Here is a 10939-nt window from a genome sequence, read left to right as displayed (position 1 = left end):
TGTCTCCTGTCATTCATTGTCTCGGAACAACAATATAATGAAAGCCAAGACCCGTTCGTTGGATCGTATCGATCTCAATATCCTGCGTTGCCTGCAGGACAACGCGCGCATTTCCTATGTCGACCTGGCATCCCAGGTGGGATTGTCGACCACACCGTGTCTGGAGCGCGTCAAGCGCCTGGAGAAGGCCGGCATCATCCGCGGTTACAAGGCCTTGCTCGACCCCAAGGCGCTCAAGGCCAACCTGCTGGTATTCGTCGAGATCAGCCTGGAGACGCAGTCGCCGGCGGTGTTCGACGAATTTCGCCGGGCCGTGGCCAAACTGCCTCAGATTCAGGAATGTCATCTGGTCTCGGGGCAGTTCGATTACATCCTCAAGTGCCGGATTCCGGAGATGTCGGCCTATCGTCAGTTGCTCGGCGATGTCGTGTTGACGTTGCCCGGGGTCAAGGAATCCAAGAGTTACGTTGTCATGGAAGAGGTCAAGGAGGATGTCTCGTTGCACGTACCCGACACCGAGCAGCTCGATACCTGACGGACGCAGGCCTCAAGGCACTCTCCACTCGGGAGGCGATGGACGCAAATGAAGGAAATGGACGATACTGCGCTACTGCGCTATAGCCGCCAGATCATGCTCGAGCAGCTCGATGTGGATGGCCAGCAACGCCTGCTGGACGGCCATGCACTGATCGTCGGTGCCGGTGGGCTGGGCTCGCCGGCGGCGCTGTACCTGGCCGCTGCTGGAGTGGGACGGTTGTCGATCGCCGATGACGATGTTGTCGAGCTTTCCAATCTGCAGCGCCAGATCGCACATGGCGAGAGCGATCTGGGGCATGCCAAGGCGGAATCGGCGGCGGCCGCGGCGCGGCGCCTCAATACCGGCTGCGAGATAGAGATCATTACTTCGCGCCTCGAGGGAGAAGCGCTCGAGCGTGCGGTCGCGGCGGCGGATGTCGTGCTCGACTGCACGGATCGCTTCTCCAGTCGCCATGCCATCAATCGTGCTTGCGTGGCGGCGCAGACACCGCTGGTCTCGGGGGCGGCAATTCGCTTCTCGGGGCAGTTGGCGGTCTTCGACACCCGTGATGCCAACTCGCCCTGTTACGCCTGCGTGTATGGCGAGGACGGCGATGACGATGCGCTGCGCTGCGCCGAAAACGGCGTGGTCGCGCCACTGGTGGGGGTCATCGGCACGTTTCAGGCACTCGAGGCGCTCAAGTTGCTCGCCGGTGTCGGGCACCCTCATCGCGGACTGGCCACCTTCGATGCGCTGAGCGGCGAATGGCGTCGATTCAAGGTGGGGCGCGACCCCGGATGTCCCGTCTGCAGCGTGTCGAATCCCGCCTGAGGCTCGAGTGGGCCGCGCCGCTGCATGAGTGTGCCGAACAGGTCTCGTCGCGCACGAGTGTGAATGACCTAGTACATACTAAACGCCCCGGCTCAATTGAGCCGGGGCGTTTAGTATAGGGGGGCGAAGCCGTTAGAGTTCGAAGGTGGGTAGCTTGCGCGCGACCTTGACCTTGTCGAGCTTGGCCACCTTGGGCAGGCCGTCTTCGAACGGCGGAAAGTCCTCGCCCTGGATCAGCGGCGAGAGATAACGCCGTCCCGCTTCGGTGATGCCGAAGCCGTCCTCGCGAATGTACTCGCGGGGCATGAACTTTTCCTTGTTGGCCACTTCCGCCAGCGGCGCCGCCTCGATACGCCATTCGTAAGGTGTGTCGCTGACACGTTTGATGGTCGGCATCATGGCGTTCTTGCCGTCCAGGGCCAGCTCGACGGCCTTTTGACCGACGGCATAAGCTTGTTCGACATCGGTCTTGGAGGCCAGGTGGCGTGCCGCGCGTTGCAGATAGTCGGCGACCGCCCAATGATACTTGTAGCCCAGATCTTGTTTGATCATCCCTGCAAGCGTGGGAGCTACGCCACCTAACTGACGATGGCCGAAGGCGTCGGTATTGCCGGCGTCGGCGAGGAAGGTGCCATCTTCGTAGTGGGCGCCCTCGGAGACGACGATGACACAGTAGCCGTACTTCTTGACGGATTCGTCGACGCGTTGCATGACTTGCGCGCGCTGGAAGGGCAGCTCGGGGAAGATGACCAGATGCGGCGGTTCGCCTTCACCATTGCCTGCCAGTGCGCCGGCGGCGGCGATCCAGCCGGCATGGCGACCCATGACCTCGAGCACGAAGACCTGGGTGGACGTCGCGCACATGGAGGCGACATCCAGCGCCGCCTCCTGGGTCGAGGTAGCGATGTACTTGGCCACGCTACCGAAACCGGGAGAGTTGTCGGTGATCGGCAAGTCGTTGTCGACGGTCTTGGGTACGTGAATCGCGGTCAGCGGATAGCCCATCTTCTCGGAGAGCTGAGACACCTTGAGGCAGGTATCGGCGCTGTCGCCGCCACCGTTATAGAAGAAATAACGGATATCGTGCGCCTTGAAGACCTCGATGAGGCGCTCGTACTGGGCGCGGTGGGTCTCGATGTCCTTGAGTTTGTAACGGCAGGAACCGAACGCTCCCGCAGGCGTGTGGCGCAGCGCGGCGATGGTGTCGTCGCTTTCCTGGGAGACGTCGATCAGATCTTCGGTCAAGGCACCGATGATGCCGTTATGGCCGGCGTAGACCTTGCCGATCTTGTCCGAGTGGCGGCGGCAGGTTTCGATGACGCCGCAGGCGCTGGCGTTGATTACGGCGGTGACGCCACCGGATTGGGCGTAGAAGGCATTGTGCTGGGCCATGGGGCTTCTCGTGCTCCTGAGTCTGGGCGCATGAATGGACGAATGATAGCCGACATCGGCCTGCTACGGCTATGCCAAGGCGTTCGGGTGGTGGGCTGCGCGGCGCCATGCTAGTCTCGCCGCATCATGGCAGGAGGCTTAGATGCACGTCCATATTTTAGGGGTTTGCGGTACGTTCATGGGTAGTCTGGCGCGCTTGGCCAAGGCCCTTGGTCATCATGTCAGTGGCTCGGACGCGAATGTGTATCCACCCATGAGCACACAACTCGAGGAAGCCGGGATCGCGCTCTGTGAAGGCTATACCGCCGACAACCTGATGCCGCGTCCTGACGTGGTGATCATCGGTAATGCCTTGTCGCGCGGCAACCCCGAGGTAGAGGCGGTGCTGGACGCCAAATTGCCTTATGTCTCGGGGCCGCAATGGTTGGCCGAGCATGTCTTGCCCGGTCGGCAGGTGGTGGCGGTGGCGGGTACGCATGGCAAGACCACGACCGCCAGTCTGTTGACGTGGATCATGGAAGCGACCGGCCACGCGCCGGGCTTCTTGATCGGCGGCGTGCCCCGCAACCTGGGCGTGTCTTCGCGGTTGGGCGCGGCGGGAGCGCCTTTTGTGGTCGAGGCGGATGAATACGATACAGCGTTCTTCGATAAGCGCTCCAAGTTCGTGCATTACCGCCCGGATGTCGCGGTGCTGGGCAACCTTGAATTCGATCACGCGGATATCTTCCCCGACCTAGCGGCGATCGAGCGTCAATTCCACCATCTAGTGCGTACTGTGCCCGGCAATGGCCAGTTGGTCGTGGCGGCGGGAGAGCCGGCGCTCGAGCGTGTGTTGGCGCAGGGCTGCTGGAGCCCCATCGTGCGCTTTGGCGAGGGAGACGCGGTCGCCTGGCGGTGGCGTATGCTCAGCGACGATGGGCGCCGTTTCGAGGTGCGTCACGGCGAGCATCATGCGCATGTCGCATGGTCGTTGAGCGGACGCCACAACGTGAGCAATGCGGTTGCTGCACTGGCGGCCGCTGCGGCATGCGGGGTCGGCCTGGAAGAGGGTGCCGCGGCGTTATCGCGCTTCGAATCGCCCCGGCGGCGTCAGGAAGTGCGCGGTGAGATCGGCGGCATTCAGGTGATCGACGATTTCGCCCACCATCCCACGGCCATCGCCGCCACGCTTGAAGGCCTGGGGGCGGGAACGCACTCGGGGCGCTTGCTGGCGGTGATCGAGCCACGCTCCAACACCATGCGCCTGGGCGCCATGCGCGAACGTCTGCCGGCGAGCGTCGCGGCGGCGGACCGCGTCTGGTGGTACCAGCCGCCGGCGCTGTCATGGTCGCTGGACACCTTGGCCGACGCCTGCCCGGTACCCGCGGCGGTCTGCGATGACATCGACATGCTGGTGGCCGAGGTGGTCGCCGACGCCATGCCGGGGGATCGTATCGTGGTGATGTCCAACGGTGCCTTCGAAGGCATTCACGAGAAATTGCTTGCGGCCCTGGAGGTGCGGCATGGCGGATGAGACGGCGTTCGAGAAACCCGTGACGGTGGCGTTGACGGGTGCTTCCGGCGCGCAATACGGATTGCGACTCATCGATTGCCTGGTGGCGGCCCGCCATCAGGTGCTGGTGTTGATCTCCAAGGCGGCGCAGATGGTGATCGCCACCGAGACTGATGTGAGCTTGCCGTCGAATCCTGAGCGTCTGAGTGAGGCGTTGAAAGAGCGAAGCGGCGCCGCGCCGGGGCAGATTCGCTGTTTCGGTCGTGAGGACTGGATGGCGCCCGTGGCCTCGGGCTCCGGCGCGCCGAGCGCCATGGTGATTTGCCCGTGTTCCACCGGCACCCTGTCAGCGGTCGCCACGGGGGCGAGCAACAACCTGATCGAGCGCGCCGCAGACGTGGCACTCAAGGAGCGTCGTCAGCTCATTCTCGTGCCTCGCGAGACGCCGTTTTCGGCGATCCATCTTGAGCATATGCTGACGCTGACCCGCATGGGGGCGGTGATACTTCCCGCAGCGCCGGGGTTTTATCATCGCCCGCAGACACTTGATGACATGATCGACTTCATTGTCGCCCGAATCCTCAATCAACTGGGAATCGCCCACACACTGATGCCGCGCTGGGGGGAGTCGACGTGATCAACCTGTCGGTATTGTCGGTTTTCGTGCCGACGTTTTTCATGGTCTCGTTGACGCCGGGCATGTGCATGACGCTTTCCATGACATTGGGCATGACCATCGGCGTGCGCCGCGCCATGTGGATGATGCTCGGCGAACTGGTAGGCGTCGGGCTGGTCGCAGTCTCGGCGGTGATCGGCGTGGCGACGTTAATGCTGCGCTATCCCGAGATATTCGCGGCCTTCAAGTGGCTCGGGGGCGCCTACCTGATCTATCTCGGCGTGATGATGTGGCGCTCCAGGGGGCGCATGGCGATTCCCGACGCCGGTGAGAGCGTGCCTAGCGTGACGCCGGTGCAATTGATCGTGCAAGGGTTCGTCACGGCGGTCGCCAACCCCAAGGGCTGGGCGTTCTTCATCGCACTGCTGCCGCCCTTCCTGGACGCTGGTCGGCCGATGGCTCCGCAATTGGCGGTCCTGGTGGGGATGATCCTCACGCTGGAACTGACCTGCTTGCTGATCTATGCCGGGGGCGGTCATACCGCCAGTCGCTTTCTGCGTCGCGACGGCAACGTGCGTTTGCTGAATCGGGTGGCGGGCAGCTTGATGGTGGGCGTCGGCATCTGGTTGGCGCTGGGCTGAACGTTATCCGTCGCGGGCGTTCGCTCTAGCCATGTTCGGCCTAGACGTAGGACAGCCAGGCAATGCGTGCCGCTAGCAACAGCAAGGATGCAACGACCAGGGGTGCCCAAGGGCAGGGCGTGAGCGGTACATGTACGAAACGCTGATAGCTGAGGCGCGTGATGGCGCACACCACCAGGCCGAGGAGCGCGCCACCGATTAGATCGCTGGTCCAATGCACGCCAAGTACAAGGCGTGATAGGGCCATCGGCAGGCACACCAGCGTCGCCCCCCAATATGCCCACATCCGCCGCTTCGCGGGCAGTGTCTCGGCCGTGAATGCTGCCGCCAAGCCAATCAACACGATGCTCGTCGAGGTATGGGCGCTGGGATAGGAAAACGACCCCAAGAGATAGTCTGGCGTATCGGGGCGAGCACGCCCAGCGAGATGCTTGAAGACCAGGTTGGCGAACCCGACACCCGCTAACGCGCTACTGATATGCACGAAGGCTGCGATACGCCGTGACAGCAGCAGCCATGTCAGCCATGGCAGAGCCAGCGCGATGATGCCCAGGGCATCCCCGCTCAGGGCCATGAGCGTGCTGAACTCTGCTAGCCAACTGTCCGCGAGGGGGGCCAGCGAGGCCTGGATCTGGCGGTCCATCGGCAACGAGGGCGTGGGATGCTCGAGCACCCAAAGCGTCCATCCGCAAAGGGCGACCAGGCTGGCCACGAGAAGCGCAAGCGACGCCAGGGGGATTTCGTTGCGCGGGTGAGCGGCGCCCAAGGCGAGCCATAGGCGCCTCCGACGCGGCGTCGCGCGGGAAAGGCGGGCGAGGCGCATGTATACCCAGCCGCCGCGCCCGAGATGGTGTCGACACCAGGAAAACCCTATCCCCAGCGTTATCAGCATGATCCCCAGGGTAATCAGCCAGCGTTCGCTGTTTGCAGGCAAGGCGAGGAGCTTGTCCCATGAATGGCCGAGCAAATAGCCGGGCAGCAGATAGGCGGGCGCCCACAGTAGGGCGGAAACGATATTGACGACGGCAAAGCGCCATGTCGGCATGTGCAGCATGCCGGCGACCATCGGGACGATGGGGCGTACCGGTCCCACGAAGCGACCGATGAAGATGGAAAAATCGCCATAGCGCTTGAAGAAATCGATGCCGCGTGCCAGCCATTCGGGGTGGCGGGTGAACGGCCACAGTCGATGCACGCGTTCGCGCTGACTATAGCCCAGCCAGAAGCTCAGGCCATCGCCGAGGATGGCTCCCGCAAAAGCCGCCGTCAGCAATAACGGCAGAGGAAGGTGCTGATGCCCGGCCAGTGATGCGGCGGCGGTCAGTAGCACGATGCCGGGTACCAGCAGGCCAACCACGGCGAGCGATTCGAGCAGCGCCACCAGCAGCACGATCAAGATCAGTAATGTCGGCGAGGGGGAGAATTGATACAGCCACTCGGTCACGTTCAAGTATCCGGCTCCAGCAAGTTTAATCCACCCTTGATCAGCCGTTGCTCGAAACGTTCGGCGCTTTCGTCATCCGCCAAGTGGCAAATACGAGCCTGGGCTTCGATGGCGCCGATTTCGGGGAGCGGCGCTTCTCCGAGTGCATGCATCAAGCGCTCACGGACGATGAGTGCGCCGGCTTCCCCGGCGTCGGCAAGCAGCAGCCAGAAGACGCTATGACGATGTCGGCCCAGGGCGTCGCCACGTCGAGAGTTGCGTTGTACCACCTGACAGAAGGTCGTCAATAGCGTGTCTTGTACCGTTGGGCCGAATTGCTCGTTGGCCATGTCGAGTTGCGGTAAATGAATGACGAGCGCGCTCAACGATTGGTTCAATACGTGAGCGCGAGCGACCTCGGCGATGAGCCGTTCGCTGATGGCATCGCGCGGTAGCATGGCGCTTTGCGTATCGAACTGGTCGGTGGTCTTGAGCAGCCGGGCCTGCTGCATGTACCACCCCAGGGGCAGCATCGAGATGATGACCAGTGTGAAGTACTGCAGCCCGCACGTGGACGTTGACAATACAGGGTTGATCAAAAATAGCCACATGGGGGCGAGCAATACGTTGAGGAATAGCGCGGCACCAGGCGGCAATAGTAGTGTGGCGAGTATCGGGGGAATCCCTATCCAAAGTGCCCCCGAAGCCTCGAGGTAAGGCGCTTCCACGGCAATTGCCAAATAGCCGCTGATCAGCACCAGGTAGGCGGGCAGTCGGCGAGCGTAAGCGTTTTCTGCCATTAGTGCGGCGGCAAACACCATGATCGCCAGGATGGTGACTGGCAGGATGCGCGGGTAATGGCCCATCAGATAGTGCCAAGTGGCGAGACTGGCGAGCACCAGCGCTCCGCATGCATATGCCATGGCGTGCAGGCGTGATGACGAAGGACGCTCAGGCATGATCGGTTTTCTCCTGCCGGATATGCAGGCCATCGGCTTGCACTGCTAGCTCATGGCCCAGCCTGACAGGGTCGAGATCGGGCGATATAGGAGCGATGCGTATACGGCAGTGCTCCTGAAGTTCGGCCGAGATTGCGTCACGACGTGAAGCGGCGTGCTGCTCGTCCTTTGAAATCAGCAGTATTGCGAAGGTGCGTGCGTCCACGCGGTAACATCCCTCGAAGGCGTGGATAAGCGTGGCCAAGCGCTGCCTGAGGCGCCGCCGAATATTGCTGCCGCGTTGATGCGGACGCACCATGAACAGCTCGGCGTAGATGTTTTCGCGTTGGCGCCGCGTCCATTCGACGCCCAGGTCATGATGCAGACGATTGAGCGACCACAGTGAGTCCTCCAGCGTGAGGCGATGGCGACGTTCCAGTTCTTGGCGTAGCCGGTTGTGCTCACTGGTCTTGGCAAATCCCAATGCCATGAGGGCGGCCAGTAACGCGCCGCTCAAGGCGGCTTGTGCCACGCCGAGGGGGGCTTGAACGTACCACCAACCGAGTGCGGCGGCGGCCAGGAGCGCGTAGCGCATGCCCCGGGGTTGCGGTGCGAGCAGCATGATCGGCCAAAGCCAGATGCTGATGGCGTACGTCATGGGGGCATGCCAGAGTAGTGTCAGCAACAGCAGGGCGCACAATGGGATCGTCAATGCCCAGGCGCGGCGTGACAAGTGCCGCCACGCAAGCGTCGATAACACGACAATGGCAGCGATGAACAGGCCTTGCGTGATCGGGTCGTCTTCCTGCCAGGCGGTGATGGCCACCAACCCTGCGCCCAGCAGGAAAAGCCCAGTTAGCGGTGTTTTGTATTTGCTCTGCATGGTGCCGTATAGTGATTCCTTTCCCAACGGTGCCGGCAGTATAGCCATTGTGGCGCTGTCGTCATGTTTCGGAAAGCACCGATTATCATATGCTTCCCGTCGGATACTCAGGAGAAAACTGCTCGCATGGCCCTTGAAACTACCGAGTCCGAAATCGCCGACGTCGATGCTTACATGCGCGCGATGGGTGAACGGGCGCGTGGTGCGTCACGCCTGCTGGCCCGCGCCACTACCGCGCAAAAGAATCGTGCGCTACTTGCCATGGCGAGCGCCTTGGACGAGGCGCGCGATGCATTGGAAACCGCCAATCGCCGCGATCTCGAGGCGGGGCGCGACAACGGCCTCGCCGAGGCGCTGCTGGATCGTCTGGCGCTGACCCCGGCGCGCATCGATGCGATGATCGAAGGCTTGCGTCAAGTGGCTGCCTTGCCCGACCCGGTCGGTGAGATTCGTGACATGCGCTATCTAGCTTCGGGGCTTCAGGTGGGCAAGATGCGCGTTGCGCTGGGCGTCGTGGGCATCGTCTACGAATCGCGCCCCAACGTGACTGTGGACGCTGCCAGCCTGTGCTTGAAATCAGGCAATGCCACGATCCTGCGCGGCGGCTCCGAGGCGATCCATTCCAATCGGGCGATTGCGGCCTGTATCCGCCAGGGACTGAGGACGGCGGAGCTCGATGAAGCCTGCGTACAAGTCGTGGCGACGACCGATCGTGCCGCGGTCGGCGCATTGATCGCCATGCCGGAATGCGTCGATGTCATCGTGCCGCGCGGTGGCAAGGGGCTGATCGAGCGCATTGCGCGAGACGCGCGCGTGCCGGTGATCAAGCATCTCGATGGTATCTGCCATGTATATGTCGATCAGGCCGCCGATCCGGCCAAGGCCGTAGCCATTGCCGACAACGCCAAGACCCAGCGTTACTCGCCCTGCAATGCCATGGAAACGCTGCTGGTGCATGCCGAGGCGGCGTCCCAGGTACTCCCCGAACTGGCTGACATCTATCGCCGCAAGGGTGTCGAGATGCGCGCATGCGAACGGACGCGTGCCTGGGTGGCGGACGCCGTCGCCGTGACCGAGGACGACTGGTACAGCGAATACCTCGCGCCGATCTTGGCCATTCGCGTGGTCGATACCTTGGAAGAGGCGATCATGCACATCAATACCTATGGCTCGCACCATACCGATGCCATCGTCACCGAGAATCTGACCGATGCGCGGCGCTTTCTGACCGAGGTCGACTCCAGCTCGGTCATGGTCAACGCCTCGACGCGTTTCGCCGATGGCTTCGAATACGGGCTGGGTGCGGAAATCGGCATTTCCACCGACAAGCTGCATGCACGCGGCCCCGTCGGCCTGGAAGGCCTCACCAGCGAGAAATACATCGTGTACGGCGATGGCCATGTGCGCAGTTGAGCGCCCACCGCGCGTCGCGATGCTGGGCGGCACTTTCGACCCCGTGCATGTCGGGCACCTGCGTAGCGCCATCGAGTTGCGCGAAGCCTTGGCGCTCGACCGCGTTCACATGGTCCCGGCGCGAGTGCCGCCGCATCGCGCTACGCCTGGTGTCGATGCCGAGCAGCGGGCGACCATGCTGGCGCTGGGCATCGCCGATACCCCAGGGCTTTACGTGGACGACCGCGAGTTCCGCCGCGAAGGACCTTCCTATTCCACCGCGACCCTGGCGTCCTTGCGAGAAGAGCTGGGGCCGCAGGCACGCCTGGTGATGGCGCTGGGGTACGACGCCTACCTGCACTTGGCCGAATGGCACGAGCCGGCGCGGCTGTTCGAGCTCGCGCATGTTGTCATCGTCGATCGTCCCGACCATCAACAGCCCCTTCCGGTGGCGCTCGAGACGTTGATCGAAGGCCGTGAAGTGGCGAGTGTCGATACGCTGATGCAATCGCCTGCGGGAGGCTTGCTGCACTTGAGCCTGCCCACGCGCATGGCGATTTCAGCCACGGCGATTCGCGAGCGATTGCAACGTGGTGAAAGTGTGCGCTATCTGCTGCCCGATGCCGTGGAGCGTTATCTCCTGGCGCGTCGTCTTTATCGATGATGCCGTCATCAATCAATGCAAGGGGCCTGGCGAGTGGTGGTGCCACTCCAAGGCCACCCCAAGGCCTTTTTAGCCTTGCCCCTGGCGGTCTGGTGTCAGCGCGGTAGAATGCGGGCCTTGCCCGAAGGGGTATGACATATGAACGAGGAG

Annotated in this window: 11 protein-coding genes; 7 read left to right on the top strand and 4 right to left on the bottom strand. The window is 62.7% G+C overall.

Features of this window, described 5'->3' with window-relative positions:
- The first annotated feature begins 37 nt into the window (after positions 1–37).
- Both L1073_RS01640 and L1073_RS01635 read left to right on the top strand, forming a co-directional pair.
- Positions 38–535, top strand: coding sequence for an Lrp/AsnC ligand binding domain-containing protein (locus tag L1073_RS01640; protein WP_040243754.1), 498 nt, complete (start codon positions 38–40; stop codon positions 533–535).
- Positions 536–592: 57 nt separating this feature from the next.
- Positions 593–1348, top strand: coding sequence for a HesA/MoeB/ThiF family protein (locus L1073_RS01635; protein WP_246896944.1), 756 nt, complete (start codon positions 593–595; stop codon positions 1346–1348).
- 132 nt (positions 1349–1480) lie between these two features.
- Here the strand turns inward: L1073_RS01635 and L1073_RS01630 are convergent, their stop codons facing one another.
- Positions 1481–2740: a 6-phosphofructokinase gene (locus tag L1073_RS01630; protein WP_246896505.1), complete on the bottom strand. Its 1260-nt coding sequence runs from the start codon at positions 2738–2740 to the stop codon at positions 1481–1483.
- Between the two features lie 142 nt (positions 2741–2882).
- Between L1073_RS01630 and mpl the strand changes: the two genes are divergently transcribed.
- From mpl to L1073_RS01615, 3 genes are read left to right on the top strand one after another with little or no spacing between them, the layout of a single operon-like run.
- A complete protein-coding gene (mpl, locus tag L1073_RS01625) occupies positions 2883–4253 on the top strand; it encodes a UDP-N-acetylmuramate:L-alanyl-gamma-D-glutamyl-meso-diaminopimelate ligase (RefSeq protein WP_246896503.1) in 1371 nt (456 codons plus the stop codon).
- Entirely contained in the window at positions 4243–4869 is a 627-nt protein-coding gene (locus L1073_RS01620) for a flavin prenyltransferase UbiX (protein ID WP_246896502.1), read from the top strand. The genes mpl and L1073_RS01620 overlap by 11 nt, the downstream gene beginning before the upstream one ends.
- Positions 4866–5489, top strand: a complete 624-nt coding sequence (locus L1073_RS01615; protein ID WP_246896501.1) for a LysE family translocator — start codon at positions 4866–4868, stop codon at positions 5487–5489. The genes L1073_RS01620 and L1073_RS01615 overlap by 4 nt, the downstream gene beginning before the upstream one ends.
- Before the next feature lie 40 nt (positions 5490–5529).
- On the opposite strand, the gene L1073_RS01610 is transcribed toward L1073_RS01615, so the two are convergent.
- From L1073_RS01610 to L1073_RS01600, 3 genes are read right to left on the bottom strand one after another with little or no spacing between them, the layout of a single operon-like run.
- The gene (locus L1073_RS01610) at positions 5530–6933 is read right to left on the bottom strand and encodes a bifunctional DedA family/phosphatase PAP2 family protein (RefSeq protein WP_343322451.1); all 1404 of its coding nucleotides are present in this window, start codon (positions 6931–6933) and stop codon (positions 5530–5532) included.
- A 2-nt stretch (positions 6934–6935) separates the two neighbouring features.
- The gene (locus tag L1073_RS01605; RefSeq protein WP_246896498.1) at positions 6936–7871 is read right to left on the bottom strand and encodes a GGDEF domain-containing protein; all 936 of its coding nucleotides are present in this window, start codon (positions 7869–7871) and stop codon (positions 6936–6938) included.
- Entirely contained in the window at positions 7864–8781 is a 918-nt protein-coding gene (locus tag L1073_RS01600; protein ID WP_246896497.1) for a hypothetical protein, read from the bottom strand. The genes L1073_RS01605 and L1073_RS01600 overlap by 8 nt, the downstream gene beginning before the upstream one ends.
- Before the next feature lie 78 nt (positions 8782–8859).
- Here L1073_RS01600 and L1073_RS01595 point away from each other — a divergent pair, with 78 nt between their 5' ends.
- Positions 8860–10146, top strand: a complete 1287-nt coding sequence (locus L1073_RS01595) for a glutamate-5-semialdehyde dehydrogenase (protein WP_246896496.1) — start codon at positions 8860–8862, stop codon at positions 10144–10146.
- On the top strand, positions 10133–10789 hold the full coding sequence (gene nadD / locus L1073_RS01590) for a nicotinate-nucleotide adenylyltransferase (protein WP_246896495.1): 657 nt from the start codon (positions 10133–10135) through the stop codon (positions 10787–10789). The genes L1073_RS01595 and nadD overlap by 14 nt, the downstream gene beginning before the upstream one ends.
- The last annotated feature ends 150 nt before the right edge of the window (positions 10790–10939 follow it).

It is taken from the genome of Chromohalobacter nigrandesensis, assembly GCF_023061285.1.
GTDB classification, from domain to species: domain Bacteria; phylum Pseudomonadota; class Gammaproteobacteria; order Pseudomonadales; family Halomonadaceae; genus Chromohalobacter; species Chromohalobacter nigrandesensis.
Note: the sequence above shows the minus strand (reverse complement) of the source record. Positions and strands in the feature narration are given on the sequence as shown.

What these genes read in the sequence shown, in the direction of transcription:
- nadD (WP_246896495.1), top strand. Translation starts at nt 10,133, where the DNA reads ATGTGCGCAGTTGAGCGCCCACCGCGCGTCGCGATGCTGGGCGGCACT.
- L1073_RS01640 (WP_040243754.1), top strand. Translation starts at nt 38, where the DNA reads ATGAAAGCCAAGACCCGTTCGTTGGATCGTATCGATCTCAATATCCTG.
- L1073_RS01635 (WP_246896944.1), top strand. Translation starts at nt 593, where the DNA reads ATGGACGATACTGCGCTACTGCGCTATAGCCGCCAGATCATGCTCGAG.
- L1073_RS01605 (WP_246896498.1), bottom strand. Translation starts at nt 7,871, where the DNA reads ATGCCTGAGCGTCCTTCGTCATCACGCCTGCACGCCATGGCATATGCA.
- L1073_RS01620 (WP_246896502.1), top strand. Translation starts at nt 4,243, where the DNA reads ATGGCGGATGAGACGGCGTTCGAGAAACCCGTGACGGTGGCGTTGACG.
- L1073_RS01595 (WP_246896496.1), top strand. Translation starts at nt 8,860, where the DNA reads ATGGCCCTTGAAACTACCGAGTCCGAAATCGCCGACGTCGATGCTTAC.
- L1073_RS01630 (WP_246896505.1), bottom strand. Translation starts at nt 2,740, where the DNA reads ATGGCCCAGCACAATGCCTTCTACGCCCAATCCGGTGGCGTCACCGCC.
- mpl (WP_246896503.1), top strand. Translation starts at nt 2,883, where the DNA reads ATGCACGTCCATATTTTAGGGGTTTGCGGTACGTTCATGGGTAGTCTG.
- L1073_RS01600 (WP_246896497.1), bottom strand. Translation starts at nt 8,781, where the DNA reads ATGGCTATACTGCCGGCACCGTTGGGAAAGGAATCACTATACGGCACC.